At 61.4% G+C, this 17,676-nt stretch carries 23 protein-coding genes and 1 pseudogene; 7 read left to right on the top strand and 17 right to left on the bottom strand.

What is annotated here, in order from left to right; all coding sequences use genetic code 11:
* The first annotated feature begins 57 nt into the window (after window positions 1–57).
* The gene (locus NKH17_RS07745) at window positions 58–834 is read left to right on the top strand and encodes an ABC transporter permease (RefSeq protein ID WP_023676527.1); all 777 of its coding nucleotides are present in this window, start codon (window positions 58–60) and stop codon (window positions 832–834) included.
* Complete coding sequence (locus NKH17_RS07740; protein ID WP_352805190.1) at window positions 831–1,613, top strand: ABC transporter ATP-binding protein; 783 nt, start codon at window positions 831–833, stop codon at window positions 1,611–1,613. Before NKH17_RS07745 ends, NKH17_RS07740 begins: the two co-directional genes overlap by 4 nt.
* Window positions 1,614–1,639: 26 nt before the next feature.
* Here NKH17_RS07740 and NKH17_RS07735 read toward each other — a convergent pair whose 3' ends face one another.
* The 5 genes from NKH17_RS07735 to NKH17_RS07715 form a co-directional block, all read right to left on the bottom strand.
* Window positions 1,640–2,131: a GNAT family N-acetyltransferase gene (locus NKH17_RS07735; protein ID WP_352805187.1), complete on the bottom strand. Its 492-nt coding sequence runs from the start codon at window positions 2,129–2,131 to the stop codon at window positions 1,640–1,642.
* Window positions 2,128–2,418 carry a type II toxin-antitoxin system TacA family antitoxin gene (locus tag NKH17_RS07730; RefSeq protein ID WP_352897210.1) on the bottom strand — a complete coding sequence of 97 codons (291 nt, stop codon included), beginning with the start codon at window positions 2,416–2,418 and terminating at the stop codon, window positions 2,128–2,130. The genes NKH17_RS07735 and NKH17_RS07730 overlap by 4 nt, the downstream gene beginning before the upstream one ends.
* 79 nt (window positions 2,419–2,497) lie before the next feature.
* The gene (locus tag NKH17_RS07725; protein WP_302895626.1) at window positions 2,498–3,436 is read right to left on the bottom strand and encodes a GlxA family transcriptional regulator; all 939 of its coding nucleotides are present in this window, start codon (window positions 3,434–3,436) and stop codon (window positions 2,498–2,500) included.
* A gap of 356 nt (window positions 3,437–3,792) precedes the next feature.
* Window positions 3,793–3,927 carry a hypothetical protein gene (locus NKH17_RS07720; protein ID WP_352805184.1) on the bottom strand — a complete coding sequence of 45 codons (135 nt, stop codon included), beginning with the start codon at window positions 3,925–3,927 and terminating at the stop codon, window positions 3,793–3,795.
* A 336-nt stretch (window positions 3,928–4,263) separates the two neighbouring features.
* Window positions 4,264–4,449, bottom strand: coding sequence for a hypothetical protein (locus NKH17_RS07715; RefSeq protein ID WP_023719925.1), 186 nt, complete (start codon window positions 4,447–4,449; stop codon window positions 4,264–4,266).
* 229 nt (window positions 4,450–4,678) lie between these two features.
* Between NKH17_RS07715 and NKH17_RS07710 the strand changes: the two genes are divergently transcribed.
* On the top strand, window positions 4,679–5,578 hold the full coding sequence (locus tag NKH17_RS07710) for a LysR substrate-binding domain-containing protein (RefSeq protein WP_023676521.1): 900 nt from the start codon (window positions 4,679–4,681) through the stop codon (window positions 5,576–5,578).
* 6 nt (window positions 5,579–5,584) lie between these two features.
* Here NKH17_RS07710 and NKH17_RS07705 read toward each other — a convergent pair whose 3' ends face one another.
* The 9 genes and pseudogenes from NKH17_RS07705 to NKH17_RS07665 form a co-directional block, all read right to left on the bottom strand.
* Entirely contained in the window at window positions 5,585–6,568 is a 984-nt protein-coding gene (locus tag NKH17_RS07705; RefSeq protein ID WP_352805178.1) for an alpha/beta hydrolase, read from the bottom strand.
* A 269-nt stretch (window positions 6,569–6,837) separates the two neighbouring features.
* Window positions 6,838–7,020, bottom strand: a complete 183-nt coding sequence (locus tag NKH17_RS07700) for a hypothetical protein (RefSeq protein ID WP_023676518.1) — start codon at window positions 7,018–7,020, stop codon at window positions 6,838–6,840.
* A 188-nt stretch (window positions 7,021–7,208) separates the two neighbouring features.
* Complete coding sequence (locus NKH17_RS07695; protein ID WP_254818165.1) at window positions 7,209–9,278, bottom strand: ASKHA domain-containing protein; 2,070 nt, start codon at window positions 9,276–9,278, stop codon at window positions 7,209–7,211.
* A gap of 113 nt (window positions 9,279–9,391) precedes the next feature.
* Window positions 9,392–10,366 carry a methyltetrahydrofolate cobalamin methyltransferase gene (locus NKH17_RS07690; RefSeq protein ID WP_352897213.1) on the bottom strand — a complete coding sequence of 325 codons (975 nt, stop codon included), beginning with the start codon at window positions 10,364–10,366 and terminating at the stop codon, window positions 9,392–9,394.
* An 80-nt stretch (window positions 10,367–10,446) separates the two neighbouring features.
* Window positions 10,447–11,538, bottom strand: coding sequence for a methylenetetrahydrofolate reductase (locus NKH17_RS07685; RefSeq protein ID WP_352477600.1), 1,092 nt, complete (start codon window positions 11,536–11,538; stop codon window positions 10,447–10,449).
* Window positions 11,535–12,158, bottom strand: coding sequence for a methylenetetrahydrofolate reductase C-terminal domain-containing protein (locus NKH17_RS07680; protein ID WP_352897215.1), 624 nt, complete (start codon window positions 12,156–12,158; stop codon window positions 11,535–11,537). Before NKH17_RS07680 ends, NKH17_RS07685 begins: the two co-directional genes overlap by 4 nt.
* Window positions 12,151–12,453: a virulence factor gene (locus tag NKH17_RS07675; RefSeq protein WP_352897217.1), complete on the bottom strand. Its 303-nt coding sequence runs from the start codon at window positions 12,451–12,453 to the stop codon at window positions 12,151–12,153. The genes NKH17_RS07680 and NKH17_RS07675 overlap by 8 nt, the downstream gene beginning before the upstream one ends.
* A gap of 234 nt (window positions 12,454–12,687) precedes the next feature.
* Window positions 12,688–13,599, bottom strand: a complete 912-nt coding sequence (locus tag NKH17_RS07670; RefSeq protein ID WP_352897219.1) for a fatty acid desaturase family protein — start codon at window positions 13,597–13,599, stop codon at window positions 12,688–12,690.
* Between the two features lie 43 nt (window positions 13,600–13,642).
* Window positions 13,643–13,990, bottom strand: a pseudogene (locus tag NKH17_RS07665) (hypothetical protein).
* On the opposite strand from NKH17_RS07665, the gene NKH17_RS07660 reads away from it, so the two are divergent.
* Window positions 13,983–14,129: a hypothetical protein gene (locus tag NKH17_RS07660; protein ID WP_352805297.1), complete on the top strand. Its 147-nt coding sequence runs from the start codon at window positions 13,983–13,985 to the stop codon at window positions 14,127–14,129. The pseudogene NKH17_RS07665 and the gene NKH17_RS07660 overlap by 8 nt on opposite strands.
* Window positions 14,130–14,136: 7 nt before the next feature.
* Here NKH17_RS07660 and NKH17_RS07655 read toward each other — a convergent pair whose 3' ends face one another.
* A complete protein-coding gene (locus NKH17_RS07655) occupies window positions 14,137–14,712 on the bottom strand; it encodes a DUF4893 domain-containing protein (protein WP_352805163.1) in 576 nt (191 codons plus the stop codon).
* Between the two features lie 121 nt (window positions 14,713–14,833).
* Here NKH17_RS07655 and NKH17_RS07650 point away from each other — a divergent pair, with 121 nt between their 5' ends.
* Together NKH17_RS07650 and NKH17_RS07645 are read left to right on the top strand one after the other, a co-directional pair.
* Window positions 14,834–15,229 carry an NAD-dependent epimerase/dehydratase family protein gene (locus tag NKH17_RS07650; protein WP_352897221.1) on the top strand — a complete coding sequence of 132 codons (396 nt, stop codon included), beginning with the start codon at window positions 14,834–14,836 and terminating at the stop codon, window positions 15,227–15,229.
* A gap of 8 nt (window positions 15,230–15,237) precedes the next feature.
* On the top strand, window positions 15,238–15,756 hold the full coding sequence (locus tag NKH17_RS07645; RefSeq protein ID WP_352897223.1) for an NAD-dependent epimerase/dehydratase family protein: 519 nt from the start codon (window positions 15,238–15,240) through the stop codon (window positions 15,754–15,756).
* A gap of 8 nt (window positions 15,757–15,764) precedes the next feature.
* Here NKH17_RS07645 and NKH17_RS07640 read toward each other — a convergent pair whose 3' ends face one another.
* On the bottom strand, window positions 15,765–16,394 hold the full coding sequence (locus NKH17_RS07640) for a DUF1638 domain-containing protein (RefSeq protein ID WP_352803960.1): 630 nt from the start codon (window positions 16,392–16,394) through the stop codon (window positions 15,765–15,767).
* A gap of 64 nt (window positions 16,395–16,458) precedes the next feature.
* On the opposite strand from NKH17_RS07640, the gene NKH17_RS07635 reads away from it, so the two are divergent.
* On the top strand, window positions 16,459–16,599 hold the full coding sequence (locus tag NKH17_RS07635; RefSeq protein ID WP_352477607.1) for an EncA/B family entericidin: 141 nt from the start codon (window positions 16,459–16,461) through the stop codon (window positions 16,597–16,599).
* Between the two features lie 81 nt (window positions 16,600–16,680).
* Here the strand turns inward: NKH17_RS07635 and NKH17_RS07630 are convergent, their stop codons facing one another.
* A complete protein-coding gene (locus tag NKH17_RS07630) occupies window positions 16,681–17,379 on the bottom strand; it encodes a cobalamin B12-binding domain-containing protein (RefSeq protein ID WP_023676506.1) in 699 nt (232 codons plus the stop codon).
* Between the last annotated feature and the right edge of the window lie 297 nt (window positions 17,380–17,676).

Here is a 17,676-nt window from a genome sequence, read left to right as displayed (position 1 = left end):
GCCCGGCGGCGGCGCGTGCGCCGCCGCTTTTTCATTCCGATCAGAGGACGGTCGAAGATGCCGCGCCCCTTGCATCCGGTCTCGCCGGGCATTCGAACCGTGCTCGGCATTTCGTTCTTCGTGCTGTTCGTGGCGTTCTGGGCGTGGATCACGCTTGGCGGCCACGTCAATCGCATTTTCCTTGCCGATCCGCTGTCGATGGTGAGAGACGGTTGGCGGCTGCTGGTCGAGGACCGCTTCTGGCTCGACATCCTTATCACCATCTGGCGCGTCTTCGGCGGGTTCCTGATGGCGGCCATCGTTGCCGTGCCGCTTGGCATCGTGATGGGTGCCTGGAAGCCCGTGGAGGCGTTCCTGGAGCCGTTCGTCTCCTTCGCCCGCTATCTGCCGGCATCGGCCTTCATCCCGCTGCTCATTCTGTGGGCGGGCGTTGGCGAGCTCGAAAAACTGCTGGTGATCTTCGTCGGCTCGGTGTTCCAGATCATCCTGATCATCGCGGTCAAGGTCGGCGGCACACGGCGCGACCTGGTCGAGGCGGCCTACACGCTTGGCTCGTCCGACAACGGCATCGTGCGGCGCGTGATCATGCCGGCCAATGCGCCGGAGATTGCCGAGACCCTGCGGCTGGTGCTCGGCTGGGCCTGGACCTATGTCATCGTCGCCGAGCTGATCGGCTCGTCGTCGGGCATCGGCTACATGATCATCAACAGCCAGTCGCGGCTGGCGACAGGGCAGATCATCTTCGGCATCATCGTCATCGGCCTGATCGGGCTGTTGTCCGATTTCGCCTTCAAGGCGCTCAACCGTTGGCTGTTTCCATGGAGCCTGGCGTGAGCAAGCTGGTCATCGAAGGCGTCTCGCGTACCTTCGCCGGTGTCGGCGGTGGGCAGCCGGTCAAGGCGCTGATGCCGATCGATCTGGCGGTCGCCGCCAACGACTTCATCACCATCCTGGGGCCATCCGGCTGTGGAAAGTCGACGCTGCTCAGGATCGTCGCCGGCCTCGAAGCGCCGAGTGGGGGACGTGTTATGCTCGACGGCAGGGTGGTGGACCGGCCCGGTCCAGACCGCGGCATGGTTTTCCAGTCCTATACGCTGTTTCCGTGGCTGACGGTCGCCGAGAACATCGGCTTCGGCCTGCGCGAACGTGGAATGGCCGAGCACGAGCGCAACGAAATCGTCGCTTCTTACGTCGATCTCGTCGGGCTGAGAGGTTTTGAAAACCATTGGCCGAAGCAGCTTTCCGGCGGCATGCAGCAGCGCACCGCGATTGCCAGGGCACTGGCCAACGATCCGGAGATCCTGCTGCTCGACGAGCCGTTCGGCGCACTCGACAACCAGACCCGCGGGCTGATGCAGGAACTGCTTCTCGGCATATGGGAGCGCCGGCAAAAAACGGTGCTGTTCGTCACCCATGACATCGAGGAGGCGATCTTCATGGCGTCGCGCGTGGTGGTGATGACGGCGCGGCCCGGCCGCATCAAGTCGGACGTTGCCGTCGACCTGCCGCATCCGCGCCACTACACGCTGAAGACCAGCCCGGAATTTTCGGCGCTGAAGGCGCGGCTGACGGAAGACATCCGCGTCGAGGCGATACGCACGGCGCAGGTATAGTCGGGTCAGCAAGGCGCCTGAACGGCTCAGAGACTTCGTAAGTCCTTGATAAGTACGTATAGATGCAGCGGGTCCGTCGGCGATTGCACGAATCCGTAGCGCTCGTAAAACGTGCGGGCGCCGTCGTTCTTGGCGTGGACGACGACCGCGCGGATGCCTGCAATATCGGCCGCCTGCAAACAGCGCAGAACGGCATCGCGCAACAGTCCGCCGCCGACGCCTTTGCCTTGCCAGTCCAGACTGACCGCAAGACGCGCCAGCAGCATTACAGGCACCGGATGGCGTGCGAGACCTTTTGTCAATCGTTCGGGCGCACCCTCATATTTAACCTCACCAACGACCAGGGTATAAAAGCCGATCACAGCCTCGCCAGAGAGACCAATGTAGGTCTGCGAAGCATTGGCTTGCTGGTTTTGGAATGCATAGCGTACGAGAAAGCGATTGAGCGGTTCTTCACCGCAGTCGAACATGTCCACCAAATGCTTGCGGGCCAGTTTCTCGATCTGGAATTCGCTCACGCTGGATCGCGACCGGAAAAGGTGCTTGGTTCGTTCAATAGGCGCTTGAGGCGGGGGAGATCACGCGTTGGCGCGTCGAGCGCTGCCATGAACGCGACCCATTTTTCGGCGTCGAGATGGAAGCTGCGCCGGTCGGCTAATGTTTCTTCGGCTCGCGCAAGCGCGCTTTCAAGCACGAAATCGCTGAGCGAACGGCGTTCAGTCGCGGCGGCGGTTGCGAGTGTACGCTTTGCCTGGGGGGTAAGGCGCAAGTCCAGTTTTTCCGATCTGGTGGTTCTAGTCGTCATTGATACCTCTCGATTGCCGGATACCACATGTCGCCAGACAATGTCATGACAATTTCGGCCGCCCGCGAAACGTGCTGGATCAAGCCGCCAGAAGCTGTTTGCGGTCGACGCGTTCCTGTTGCGGCGAGCGGGCGTACAACTCGCGATAGCATTTGGAGAAATGCGAGGCGGAAACAAAGCCGCAGGCGACCGCCACTTCGACCACCGGCAACGACGACTGGATCAGCAGGTGCCGGGCGCGGTCGAGGCGGATCTCCAGATAGTAACGGGCAGGGGAGCGCCCCATCTCGGTGCGGAACAGGCGCTCAATCTGCCGGCGAGACAGGTCGACATGGTCAGCGATCTCGATCAGAGAGAGCGGCTCGGAGAGATTGGCCTCCATCAACTCGATAATGGTCAGCACCTTGGAATTCTGCACGCCAAGGCGGGCGCGCAGCGGCAGGCGCTGGCGGTCGGTCGGGCTGCGCACGCGATCGGTCAGCACCTGCTCGCAGACGCGGTTGACGAGGCTTTCGTCGAAATCGTCGCCGATCAGCTTCAGCATCATATCTAGGGCGGCGGTGCCGCCGGCGCAGGTGTAGATGTTCTGGTCGATCTCGAAGAGGTCGGCGAAGACATTGGCCTTGGGGAACGCCTCGGAGAAGCCCGGCAGGTTCTCCCAATGAATGGCGCAGCGCTTGTTGGACAGCAGGCCTGCTGCGGCCAGGATATGCGCGCCGGTGCACAGGCCGCCGACGGCAACGCCGCGATTGTACTCCTCGCGCAACCAGGCAAAGGCCGATTTGTTCTGGTAGCGCTCGACATTGATGCCGCTGCAGACGATGGCCATGTTCGGCCGGTCCGGTCCGGACATCTTCTTGCGCTCTTCCTCCAGCGACGTGTTGACGGCGCATTCGACGCCGTTCGAGGCGCGCACCGGCTTGCCGTCGATGCTGGCGAGCCGCCAGCGATAGGCTTCATAGCCGAGCATGCGGTTGGCCGAACGCAACGGATCGAGCGCCGTTGCGAAGGCGATCATGGTGAAATCGGGGACCAGGAAGAATACGAACGATCGCCGGATCGGGTGCTTTACGACGTTCACGGGTAGATCCTCACGCTGCAATGGCGCGAACAGGATGTCGCGATCAGCATAGCGACATCAGGAAAAACGTTTCCTGTCAATTGGCTAGATGGCAACGGAGCCACTTTATTTGCGACACGGGTCGCAAATGGGCAATCGCTGTGCGGCGAAGGACGTGACAGGCCGCCGGATCGACCAACGAGCCTACACAGTCTGCGCACACAAAAACGCCGCCTCGGCAAAACCGAGGCGGCGCTGGATCGACTTCGAAGCAGCGCTGGGCTGCTTCCGCCAGGATTGCTGTGTCAGCTGTCTCAGGCGACGAAGCCGAGGCGCGCGGCAGCCATGGCCCCGGTCTGGCCGGGCATGGTGTTGGCCAGGCGCTGGCGTTCGAGCGCGGTCGTCAGGTTCATGTCGCGGCGGGCAAAGAGGCGGGCAAAAAGCTTCATGATCATCTCCATTCAGTTGCTCAGACGGGTCGCCTTCGCTTGATGGAGTGGGGCAGCTCGTTTGTTGATGATGATATAGGCTTACGTGAGGGGAAACTAAGTCGCAAAAGCGAAGCACTTGATATGAAAAGCGACACGGAATGCGACAAATTTGGGCAACCTGCCCAGGATTTTCGATTATTTACAATGTGTTGATTGCCAGTGCGGGCTGCTATGCGACTTGCTCATATGCGGCATGCGACGGCGACATGGCTCGGGAAAATCATTTGAATACAAACAAAAGAGGCCTGCCGGGCTGATCTGCGCGGCAGGCCTTCAGCTATTGATACACACGGTTTACTTTGCTCCAGCCCAAGATCCCACACCATGGCGAGTGCCGGTCTTGGCATCGGCAGCTTCGGGCCAGCCGATATCCTTCTGCAGTTCAATCGGCAGCGCGCGGATGGCGCGTTCCGTCTGGTAGCGGGCACGGGCCTCGCTGAACTCGGTCGCGATCCGACCGATGGATGACAGGATAGACATCTCATTCTCCTTCGCGTTGGGCCGGGATGTCCCGGCGCTTGCAGCGTCAGGCGGTACACCGGGTTTGTTTCAGCTTCATTTCGTGTCGATTGCAGGTCCGTGTCATGGTTGTTTCGGGACCACTTCGATGCGTCCTGCCTTCGATGGAGTTGACTATCCTCCCAAACTGATGTTCAATCAAACGAAATGGAATGATGGTTTGCATCAGAAAAATTGAAGGTCGCTTGCCATGAACGCCCCACTCAATCATCCGCTGCCGCTGCTCGATCTCGACGTTCTGCGCACTTTCGTCGCAATCGCCGAGACCGGCAGCTTCACCACTGCGGCCAATGCGGTCTTCCGCACGCCGTCGGCCGTCTCCATGCAGATCAAGAAGCTGGAGGACATTCTCGGCCGCTCGGTGTTCGCGCGCGACGCCCGTTCGGTGACGCTGACCACCGATGGCGAGATGCTGCTCGGCTATGCGCGCCGGCTGCTGTCGATCAATCGCGAGGTGGTATCGAAGTTCATCATTCCAGACATTGTCGGGGTGGTGCGGCTCGGCTCGCCGGACGATTATGGCGAACGTGTGCTGCCGCATGTGCTGAAGCGATTCGCACAGTCGCATCCTTCCATCGCGGTCGACGTCACCATCGACCAGAGCGTCAACCTGCGCCGTCGCATGGACGATCGGGCACTCGACATCACGCTGCTCACCAACTCATACAAGACCAGCGCGATCGGCGCCGAAGTACTGCTCACCGAGCCTATCGTCTGGGCCGGTGCCAAGGGGGGCTGTGCGCATCTGCGCGAGCCGCTGCCGGTCTCCTTGTGGGAAGAAGGCTGCGCCTGGCGGGCGGGGGCATTGGAGGCGCTTGGCCGCGAGGGCCGCAACTACCGTATCGCCTATATGAGCGCGCACACGGCCGGCCAGCGCGCCGCGATCATGGCGGATCTTGCAGTCGCGCCGCTGCCGAAATCGTTCCTCGGCAGTGACATGGTCGAGCTGTGCCCGAAGGACGGCATGCCAGACATAGGCACCTACAATCTCGCCATGGTGGTGACGCCGGACGCCAGCGCGCCGGTGAAGGCAGTCGCCGACCATATCCGAGCGACGTTTGAGATGTTCAGGGAAACTGGGAAGTTCTGAGCCAAACTACGACCTGAGCGGCGCAACCAGATCGCGAGGGGTTCCGTCGCGGTCTTCCCTTTGCAGCGACAACTCTCCTGCCTTGGCATGATAACTGCCAGTTTCGTTGGTCAAGAACGTAACGATGCTGTCCCGCGCGCGTCGCGCCTCCGGCATGTCGATCAACGGCCAGACATGGAACATGCCTTGCTCGTGGACGACCTCAATTTCGACGCCGGCCGCGCGTGCCTTTTCCGCGAAGATCAGATTGTCGGGTGTAAGCAGATCGCGTGAACCGGTCAGCAGCAGCGTTTTGGGCAGCACCGACAGGTCGCCGTAAACCGGGCTGATGCGCCAGTCGGTGGGATCTATGCCGGCGCTGTAAAGCCGGATCGCCTCGCGGCCGCCGGCAATGCCCAGCCATGGATCGTTGCGTTCAGCCTCATACATTTCTGGGTTGGCGAGCGATACGTCGAGGCCGGGCGAAATCAGCACGTGGCGTGATGGCAAGGGCAGGCCGTCTTGCGCAGCCATCATGGTCAGCACGACAGCCATGTTTCCGCCGGCGGAATCGCCCATGAAGATGATGTCATTTGCCCTGGTTTCGCCGAACATCTGGCGGTAGACGGCGCCGACCATACCGAACATCGCGTGGAAATCGTGTTCGGGAGCAATGGGATAGATCGGCACGGTGATACCGAACCCGAGGCGGTCGGCCATGTCGGCGATCAGCCGCCAATGATAGGGGGTGATTTCAAAGACGTAAGCGCCGCCGTGCAGGTAGAGAATCCGCCTCCGCTCACCAGCCTTGGGCGCGATCTCGTAGACGGGAAAGCCGTTGATCGTGCGGGTTGTGATCTCCAGGCGCGACCGCAGCGACGCAGGCGGCCGATGGTTTTCCGTCTTGCGCGCATAGGCGATCCAGCGCTGCAGGTTCTCCGGGCTGGAAAACGCCTTCTTACGGCTGTACCTGAGCACGAACGAAACGACGTGGCTTTTGAGACTGGGCATGCAGATACACGGACTTCGGCTGAGCCGACTAAGAGAACCCCCGACTATTTTGAAGATTGTGTCGCCACCAAAAAAGTCAATATTTATGCAATCTCAACACGGTGGTTTGACTCCAGCTGGCGATAAAGCCTCAGGTCCATGAAGTCGCCAGCCCACCTGGGCAGCTCAGCGCCGCGGCGGCAGTGCGGCGCGCAGCCAATTGCTGGGTGCAGCCGGAGCCGCATTGCGGCCCCGGCGAATACCAAGCAGCTTGCATTTGTCGGTGAAGTTCATCCGCGCTGCATGCCCCAGCCCACCGAAAGCTGCCTTTCGCTCGAACGCGGCGACACCGGCCAGCCAATGTCCTTCTGGATCTCAGGCGGCAAGCTATTGAGGATGCGCAGCGACTTGCGCGCTTCACGTGTTTTCTTGAAGGCCGCACCATAGCGGCCGAGGCTTTCGAACATCGACATCTTGATCTCCTTTGGAGCGTTGCGGTGGCCGAAAACTGTTTCTGCCTGCCGTTCGATGCCGGTTAAATGCTCCGCACATGTATCTGGCGGATTTCACGAAAACGCGATTTCGTTTCCAGATCGGCGCGATCTGGAAACATTTGCATACAAATGAAAAATGGAAAGGCTGACAGCCTAGCGGAGGCAAGTCATCCCCGCCCGCGCCGCGCGGCGTGGCCTTCGCGCGAACGGCGCCGCGGGGCGGCGTCGCCGGCAATGCCGTCTTCGCTCACCGTCTTGCGCGGCGGCAGTTTCACCGCCGCCGACAGCTTGGGGAACGGGTCGATCTTGTTCGGGAGCGCCATGGCATAAACGAAATGTTCCTGGAATTTCGGCTCCAGCGCCGTCTCGATCTTCTCGATCCTGCTGACGGTTTCCTCGATCTCGCGGCGATAGCCGCGGTTCAAGAGCGCCATGCGGGCACCGGCGCCGGCCGCATTGCCGACGGCCGAGACCTTGTCGAGGTCGCAATCCGGGATCAGGCCCAGCACCATTGCGTATTTCGGGTCTATGAACGAGCCGAAGGCGCCCGCGAAGTGGATGCGGTCGACGTGATCGGTGTGCTGCTTTTCCATCAAAAGCTTGGTGCCGGCATAAAGCGCCGCCTTGGCAAGCTGGATGGCGCGCACGTCGGTCTGGGTAATGGTGATCTTGGGCTCGCCTTCCTTCAGCACATAGGAGAAGGTGCGGCCATTGGCGACGACGCGAGGCGAGTGGCCGCTCAGCGATCCATCGACGACGCCGTCCTCGGAAATGATGCCGGCGAGGTACATCTCGGCGACCACCTCGATGATGCCGGAGCCGCAAATACCAGTGACGCCGGTCGCCTGCACACTGTCGAGGAAGCCCGGCTCGTCGGACCAGAGTTCCGAGCCGATGACGCGGTATTTCGGCTCCAGCGTTTCGGGATCGATACGGACGCGCTCGATTGCACCCGGTGCGGCGCGCTGGCCACCGGAGATTTCCGCACCCTCGAAGGCTGGGCCGGTTGGCGAGGAGGCCGCCACGACCCGCTGGCGATTGCCGAGCACGATCTCGGCATTGGTACCGACATCGACGATCAGCATCATCTCGTCCTGCCGGTGGGGGCCTTCCGACAGCGTCACTGCAGCCGCATCAGCGCCGACATGGCCGGCAATGCAAGGCAGCATGTAAAGCCTGGCGCCCTGGTTGAGTTTCAAGCCGATATCCGATGCCTTGATGTGCACGGCGCCGGAGACGGCTAGCGCGAAGGGAGCGCCGCCGAGCTCGGTCGGATCGATGCCGAGAAACAGATGATGCATGATCGGATTACCGACGAAAACGGAATCCAGGATATCGTTACGCTGGACGTTGCCTTCGGCGCAGACCTTGTCGACGAGGCCCGAAATGGCCTCGCGCACGGCGACCGTCATGCCTTCGCGGCCGTCCGGGTTCATCATCACGTAAGAGACGCGGCTCATCAGATCCTCGCCGAAGCGGATCTGCGGATTGGAGGTGCCCGATGAGGCGGCGACCCGACCCGACAGCAACGACACCAGATGCATGGCGATCGTGGTCGAGCCGATATCGCAGGCAAGCCCGTACGCCTCGTTCTTCAGGCCAGGCCACAGAGCGATGACCCGCGCGGTCTCGCTGTCGGTGTCCTTGTGGATGGCGGCCGTCGCGGTCCAGTTGCCTTTGCGCAAAATGCCTTGCACCTGCGGCAACAGATGGAAATCGAAATCGAGGCTCTTAAGGCCCCAGTCCTTCATCAGCGCGATCTTCAGACGGTCGAGGTCGCCGAGCGGCTTGTGCATGTCGGGTTCTTCGATCTCGACATAGCACATGCGGATAGCCGCATCGCGGGCGATGACCCTGGTATCGGCGTCCTTGCGGATAGTCTGCGCGTTAATAACGGTGTCCTGCGGCACGTCGACGACGAGATCGCCGAGGATCTGTGCCGAGCAGGACAGGCGGCGCCGCTCGGGGAGCCCGCGAACGCGCTCGTAGCGCTCTTCCTTGGCGCCCTTGGGCGAGAGGTGATCGTTGGAGGAGACGATCTTGTGCTTGGCGAAATTGCCTTCCTGCACCTCGATCTGGCAACGCCCGCAAGTGGCACGCCCGCCGCACACGCTCTCGACGTAGACACCAAGCTGGCGCGCGGCATCCAGAACCGGCGTGCCGACCGGAAACCGCCCGCGCTTGCCCGACGGCATGAACAGCACGAGTGGATCAGTGATGTTGACGGGAGAGTTCATTCGTTTCCAGACTTTACTTTCTACGCTGCTCGGGTCTTGGCCACGGCAGCGATGCCGCTGTGTTTCGGTTCCTCCCCAGTCGTAAACCCATATCGTGTCGGCCAAGCCATGGCTCAACCCCGGGCCATCCGCGCTTCGCGGCCGCCGCGCCTGCGTCCGCCATTGCCATTGCCATCGCCCGGCGCGTTGACCTGCGTCCGGGCGGCAACGGCCTGGCCGCCTTCAGCAGGCTTGTAGTCCTTGTAGGTCCTGATCCAGTTGGTGCAGCTCTCGTCGGTGCCGTTCAGCACGTTGGCGCCGCGCACCGCTTCCATTTCCTGCGGCCGCACCGGGTTCATAATCGCCGAGGTCATGCCGGCGCCGATCACCATCGGGATGAAGGCGGCGTTGATGCCATGACGGTGCGGCAGGCCGAACGAGATGTTGGAGAGGCCGCAGGTGGTGTTGACCTTGAGCTCCTCGCGCAGCCGGCGTAGCAGGGCAAACACTTGGCGGCCGGCATCGCCCAGCGCGCCGATCGGCATGACCAGCGGGTCGACGACCACGTCATGCGCCGGAATGCCGAAGTCGGCACAGCGCTGAACGATCTTCTTGGCGACGGCAAAGCGCACATCGGGGTCCATCGAAATACCGGTCTCGTCGTTAGAAATGGCGACGACCGGAACGTTGTATTTCTTGATCAGCGGCAGGATGGCTTCGAGCTTTTCCTCCTCGCCGGTGACGGAATTGACCAGCGGCCGGCCCTTGGCGACCTTCAGCGCCGCTTCGATCGCGGCGGTCACCGAGGAGTCGATCGACAGCGGCAGATCGACCAGGCCCTGCACGATCTCCAGCGTCTGCACCAGCAGCGCCGGCTCAGTGGCGTTGGGATCGACTGCGGTAACGCCGGCATTGACGTCGAGCATGGTCGCGCCGCAGGCGGCCTGCTCCAGCGCATCCTTGATGACGGTCTCAAAATTGCCGGCGATCATTTCGGCGGCCAGCTTTTTGCGGCCGGTCGGATTGATGCGCTCGCCGATCACGCAGAAGGGCTGATCGAAGCCGATGATGATTTCTCGTGTCGCCGAGGCGACGATGGTGCGGGTCATGAAATCTCTCCATCGTGATATAAAGAGTTCTTTATATCGTTATCTGTTTGTGATCAAGCGAATGCTGACGATTCGCGCTGTCAATGCGCGGTTTTGACCATGTCGACCTGGGTTTCGGTGAGGTCGTCATGCAGTATGTGGTCGAGCCGGTCGGCAACGAGCTGGTCGTCGCGGCGGATTTCGCGCTTCCACGGCCGGCGGCCCTTCAGCACGCCGGATTCGTCGACGATCTCGGCGACGTATTCTTCCTGGCGATAGGCCATCACATGAACGCCGGACACACCGGGAATTTCCTTCACCTCATTGATGATGTCGATGCAGAGCTGCTTACCTTCCTTCTTCTGATCCTGAGCGCCTTCCAGGCGCTTGACGATCTGATCGGGAATGTGAATGCCCGGCACGTTGGAGCGGATCCATTTGGCCGTCTTGGCCGAGGCCAGCGGCCCGACGCCGCACAGGATGAAGCATTTCTCGGTATAGCCGAGGTCGCGGACCTTCTGCATGTAGGTACGGAACATCGGCACGTCGAAGCAGTACTGGCTCTGCACGAACTGCGCGCCGGCAGCGATCTTCTTGCCAAGCCGATAGGGCCGGAAATCGATCGGCGGCGCGAACGGGTTGATGGCCGCGCCAAGGAAAAGCTGCGGCGGGGTCGTCAATTTGCGGCCGGACAGGAATTTTCCGTTGTCGCGCATGATACGGCAGGTTTCGAGCAGCGACATGCAGTCGAGATCGAACACCGGCTTGGCGCCGGGCTGGTCGCCGGCCTGCACGCCGTCGCCGGTCAGGCAGAGCATATTGGCGACGCCCATCGCAGCACCCCCAAGCACGTCGCCCTGGATGGCGATGCGGTTCCGGTCGCGGCAGGCGATCTGCATGATCGGGGCATAGCCCATGCGGGTCAGGAGGGCGCAGATGCCGACCGACGACATGTGGCAGTTGGCGCCCGAAGCGTCGACGGCATTGATGGCGTCGACCCAGCCGTCGAAAATCCTGGCGCGGTTGTAGACGTCTTCCGGATCGGCGCTGTCGGGCGGATTGAGCTCGGTCGTCACTGCGAATTCGCCGCGTCTCAATACGCGCTCCAGGCGACCACGTGAGGTGTGGCCGGGCAGGGGATCGAGCGGCAAATGGATGCCGGCCGGATTCTCGTCGGGCTGGCGGCCAATCATGCCGACGCTCCAGTGTTGGTAATGTTCCGGGCCGCATCGCGGGCGGCCGCCGCCTGCGCGGTGACGCGCAGCCACGCGGAGGTCTCGCGCAAGGATTGGTCGACCGGTTTCTGCACCTCCAAAATCCTGTCGCCATGCACCATGTTCCGCGAGCCTTCCCAGGCCTTAACCCAGACGCAGGGCATATCAGGCTCGACCTCGCAATTGCCGTTGGCGCGGACACCGCCACAAGGGCCGTTGCGCAATTGCTTGGGGCAGTTCATCGGGCACGACATGCCGGTCGAGGAAAGGATGCACTGGCCGCACATGCGGCAGTCGAACATGAAACCCTTGACGCGCTTTTCGACGAATTTCACCGGTCCTTCGACGCGGCTGTAGCCGATGCCCTTCCACAGCGGGTGGAGGAGCAGAAACGTGTCGGCGAATTTGGCGTAAAACCATTCGAGCAGCCGCGAATGCCGGACCGACCAAAGCCGCACTGCAAACGAGCGCTGCACGCGCCGCTGCGGCGACACGTCGGCCGGCTTGTAGTCGGATTTCGGCGCCGCCTTCCTGACGATGGTCGCCTGGGTCAGGCCGGTCTGAGCCGTCGTCGCCGGCATTGATTGGGGATCAGACATTTTCTTTGCCGCCCGCCTTGACCAGAGCGACCAGCCGCTCGCGGTCGTATTTCGCATCGATTTCCTGAAGAGCCTTCTCCGCCTCGGTTTCAAGATCGTCACCGACTGGGATGGGTTCTGCCTTGCGCCATTCGGCAAGATAGTCGTCGGTGCCGCCGGCGCCGGTGCGCATGGCGCACATGTCGATCGCCTCGGTGAAGCGCAGCGGCAGTTCGCGCTTGGCGTTCTGCCGGCCCTTTTTGACGATGACCTGGGCGGGGATGTCGCGCCAGTAGACGACGATCAGATCGGCCATGAATTCCTGCTCCTGCAGAGCGCCGCGCGTCCAAATCGAACGCACAAACGATGCTCTACCACCTGACTTCGCTGCATCGTGCCCTCCGAAGATCGATTCCGATGTTTGGGCCGATGCAGTGATTTCGAGCATTGCCGGAAGCGCTGTTGGGCTGCTTGTTATGGGACGACGCGGGGGCCTTCAAAAGCGACGCAATCGACGGCCGCGGTTGAAAGCGGAGTCTTTCAGCACAGGTCAGCCGGCGCGGCCATCGAAGCTGCCGACCAGCTTCCTGTGGAAGCGCACGTAACCTCGTTCGGTCGTGCCTAGATGCTCCGCGACGATCTCATGGAAGCGCGGCAGGCGGTGGAAGGGAACGGCCGGATAGGAATGGTGCTCCGAATGGTATGGCATGTTCCAGGCGACGAAGCGCACCAGCCTGTTGGTGAAGGTGGTGCGGGTGTTCTCGAGCATGTTGGCGACATGCGGGCACAATGCGTGCTCGGCCAGCAGGTAGGCCCGCAAAAACGGCTGTCCTGCCAGCACCGGCACGATCCAGACCCACAACAGCAGCGCCGACTGTATGGCGAAAGATGCGGCCAGCAACACCGCATAACCGATGAGGAACAGCCGTGCTTCGGCAACCACCTTGCCGCGACCCTTTTCCGGTACGAAGCCGTCGCGATTGCGGCCAGCCGCATTGGTTGCGACCACGCGGCCCATGGCGATCCAATAGGGGCCGCCCGACAGATAGCGCAGATATTGGCTGACGGTCCCCGGCTTCGGCGCCATCAGTTCGGGGTCGTTTTCCGGGTCGTGCGTATGGCGGTGATGGGCGAAATGGAAATAGCGGAACCATGCCGGCGGCAGCAGGATCAGGAAGCCGGCCACGGCGGCAACAGCGCGATTGAGCCACGCCGTCCTGAACGCCGTTTCATGGACGGTCTCGTGCAACGGCGTGAAGCAGAAGACGATCAGGATTCCCTGCGGCAAGACGAGAAGCGGCCAGAACGGGATGCGGGCGGCAATCAGCGCGCCCAGCAGAATAACCAGCCCGCCATGGACGGCCAGCCGGACAATGCCTGGCCGGTCAAGCCTGGCGGTGAGCTCGCGACGGTCCTCGACCGAAAGGCCGGCAATGATGGTGCGGTGGTCGATGTCGCTCATGATGCAATGTTAGTGGCAGGTGGGCATCCGGTAAATCGGCGCGTCACCAGACGCCCTTCGTTATCCCGGTCCAGAGATAGGACCAGACCCGTCGGGTGATACCATTGTTTCGAAGGCAGGCCGGGCTCGACCGTGCCGAGCTTGCCGGCCAGCGCATCTCTGACCGCCTCGACGCAGATGTCGCGCGAGAACGCCGCCTGCCGCAACGCGTAGCTTGAAATTGTGTCGCCCGGCTGCGGTTTTGCCGGGTCAGCATCATCGTGCCGAGTTGACCGATGGCCGAGGCCCAGCCTTGCCGTCGCGCCCGTCCGAGAAGCAATTGCTTTTTGGATTCAGGTGCTTCGAGGACAACACTGACCGGCCCGAGTTGATCGGCGACCGCGTTGACGATCGCCCAGATATGCGAGCCGCCTTCGGTGACGACGACGATCGGTCGTTGGTTTGGTTTCGACCGTGCCATGGTTCGCGACCTCCGCAAAGACCTGTTCTTTGCGCGCGAATGCCAGGCTGACCGGGTTAACCCTTGGTGATCGGGGCTCAGCGCTTGAGTTCGAGGATGTCGAGCTTCGATTCGTAATAGGGCGCCGGGAACTCGATGCGCCATTCGCTGGCGCTGTTGCGGAAGGCATAGCCGACCTGATCGCTTTCCGGGCCGCTGCCGTAGGGCCTTGCCGGATCGTCGTTGACGTAGAAGGAACCAAGATAGATCGCGCGTTTCTCGCCATCGTCGAAGAAGCGGCCCTTGGTGCGCTGCGAGCCGGTGATCTTTTCCAGTCTCCAGCCGGAACCGTCGTCGCTCACCTTGCATTTGAACCAGCCATAGATGACGAGCGGGCTCAATCCGCCGGCCTTGATGGTGCGGCATTGCCACTTGCCGGTCAGGTCGTTGTCGGAGAAGGAAACCAGCGGCTTTGCCAGCAAGGCGTCGAGCTGCTTGACCTCGGCTGGATCGCCGGCCTTCGCCTCGTCAAGCGCTGCCTTGCGCGTCTCGCCATATTTGTCGAGCCGCGCCTTGTCGGCAGCCGTTATCAACTTCTGCACCTCGCCGTCGGCGAACGCGGGCATGGTCAAGCAGAGGACAGTTGCTGCGGCAAACATGAGGCGAGCGATCATCGGTGGCGTTTCCCTGTTGATGGCTGGAGCAGCCCGTTTTCTTGTCTGGCGCATACCTTAATGTTTCGCCACGTTCTGTCATCCGTGCTTGGGCATCGACAGCGGAAACGAGGTGGAAAGAATGCGGATCTTGCTGACGGGATCGTCGGGCTGGCTAGGCAGCGCCTTGGCACCGCGCCTGCGGGCCCTCGGCCATGACGTCACTGGCCTCGATCCCGTTCCGTCTTCGGAAACTCCAATCGTCGGCTCAGTCGCCGATCGCGACCTGGTCATGCAGGCGGTCGAGGAGAACCGCATCGAGGCCATCATCCACAGCGGCGCGCTGCACAAGCCCGACATCGAACGTTATCGCAACGAGGATTTCGTCGAGACGAATGTGCGCGGCACGCTCAACCTGCTCGATGCGGCCGCTGCATTCGCGGTTCAGCGCTTCGTGTTTACGTCGACGACATCGCTGATGATTTCCGAGGCCATACGCGCCGGTTCACGGGAAGCGCGCGCAAGGCGGCATGGCTGACGGAAGACATGTCGCCGGAGCCACGCAACATCTATGGCGTCACCAAGCTTGCCGCGGAACATCTTTGTCGCCCTTACCAGCTCCAGTTCGGCCTTCCGTCGATCGTACTGCGCACCGCTCGGTTCTTTCCCGAAGCAGACGATATGGCGCACGTGATCGAACAGTCGGACGCCAACACCAAAGCCAATGAGCTTTTGTTTCGCCGGCTGACGGTGGAGGATGCTGCCGATGCCCATATCGCTGCCTTGGAGAAAGCACCGCAATTGGGCTTCGACATCTTCATCATTTCGGCACCAACACCGTTCCAGCCCGAGGATTGCGCGGCATTGATCGCCGATGCACCGTCGGTCGTCGCACGCTATTTTCCGGATTATCCGGCACTCTACGCGAAGAAAGGCTGGACGATTTTTTCGTCGATCGACCGGGTCTACGATGCGTCGCGAGCGAGGGACCGGCTGGGTTTCGTCTGCAAGACGAGCTTTGCCGATGTGCTCGCCGGGCTCGAAGCTGAAGAAGGCCTTGCCTAGAAGTACCGTCAAGCCAGGATTGCAGCGCTGGCCAGCTCCTTCGTCAGGTCGCCATAGCCGGTCGAGCGGCGCTCATAGGCGAGGCCGAGCATTTTCGCCGCCTTTTCGGCGACCTTGTCGAGTTCCGGGTCGTCGGTCTGAGCGATATAGATCAGCTTCTCGTAATTGCCGAAATAGTCCTTGATCAGCTCCGGGTGCTTGTCGAGGCCGAGCGGCTTCATGAAGAAGGCATCGAATTGCCGGCAGAGGAAGTCGGTCATGTAGAACGACATCATGTCGTCATCGGCGACTTTCGCATAGGCATCCATGCCCTGGTAGAAGGCAAAGCAATGCGGCCCGGCCATGCGCTCGACGCCATGCTTCTCGCAGACCCGATCGAGCAAGCCACCCGTGCCGCAATCGGCATAGCCGACGAAAATGTGTCTGTAGCCGTCGGTCTTGGCCTTCTCGATAGCCTTGTCCATGGCCGGCGCGATGCGGTCCGGATAGAAATGGAACTCCGCTGGCAGGCAGGTCAGGTCGAGATGGTCGAGCCCAAGCTGCTCCTTGACCGCCAAAACCTCGCGCGCAATCATCCCACAGGCGATGACGAGCAGCCTGTCGCCCTGATCGGATTGTTGTTTTCGCGCGGTAGTCATGGAACCAGTCTAATCCATCTTCGTTGCTGTCCAGCGAATTTATATGCTGAGGGAGACACCAATCATGAAATTGTTCCGCGTTGCGCCAATCACTATTCTCGCCTGCGCCTTGGCTGTTTCGGCCTGCGCCAACACGGTGCGCGGCGTCGGTAAGGACATCAAATCCACTGCTAAGGCTGTTGACGATACCGTCAAGAAACCCTGATCCGCACGGCTCTAAACATTTGGGAATAAAAAAGCCGCACTGCAAGGCGCGGCTTTTCTCGTTGGTGCCGGACTTATTGGCTCAGGCCGAAGCGCGGACGTTGTGCTTGCGCTTCATGAAGTCCTTGGCGGTCTCGACTGCCACCGCGGCGTCGCGGCAATAGGCGTCGGCACCGACGGCTTTGCCGAATTCCTCGTTGAGCGGCGCACCGCCGACCAGCACAACATAGTCGTCGCGAATGCCCTTTTCCTTCATCGTATCGATGACGACCTTCATGTAAGGCATGGTCGTCGTCAGCAGCGCCGACATGCCGATGATGTCGGGCTGGTGCTTTTCGATGGCATCGAGATATTTTTCGACCGCATTGTTGATACCGAGGTCAATGACATCGAAGCCGGCGCCTTCCATCATCATGCCGACCAGGTTCTTGCCGATATCGTGGATGTCGCCCTTGACGGTGCCGATCACCATCTTGCCCTGCTTTGGCGCGCCAGTGGCGACAAGCAGCGGACGCAGGATGAACATGCCGGCCTTCATCGCGTTGGCCGACAGCAGCACTTCGGGAACGAACAGGATGCCATCGCGGAAGTCCTCACCGACGATGCGCATGCCTTCGACCAGAGCCTCGGTCAACACCTTGTAAGGCGCCCAGCCGCGCTCGAGAAGGATATTGGTGCCTTCCTCGATTTCTTCCTTCAACCCGTCATAAAGATCGTCGTGCATCTGCTGCACCAACTCGTCGTCGGAGAGTTCCGAAAGGATGATCTCGTCGTCGGCCATTTTTTCTCAGGCTCCTTGCCGGCTACAACTATCGCGGCAGCTTAAAAATATCGCGCCAATACCTAACCCGCATGGGCCGGTTGTCCATAGCTGATTTGCGACTTCCCGCAAAACGAAAGCGACCGTAAATCTCTTGGAATTCTTGTCGATTTTGCGACAGGCGTTGGCGCTGGCGGGCCGTTTCGAATAGGGTGCATGGCTACGATCCGGCCAGAGACCGCAATATGCGGCCGCAAACGGATTTCAGGTCGGTACAAGAGCCCGGCCGGAGTAAATCAAGGCCAGAACGAAAGCCAG

The sequence above is a fragment of the Mesorhizobium sp. M1334 genome (genome assembly GCF_040317995.1).
Lineage (GTDB): Bacteria > Pseudomonadota > Alphaproteobacteria > Rhizobiales > Rhizobiaceae > Mesorhizobium.
This window is presented reverse-complemented; position numbering and strand designations above follow the sequence as displayed.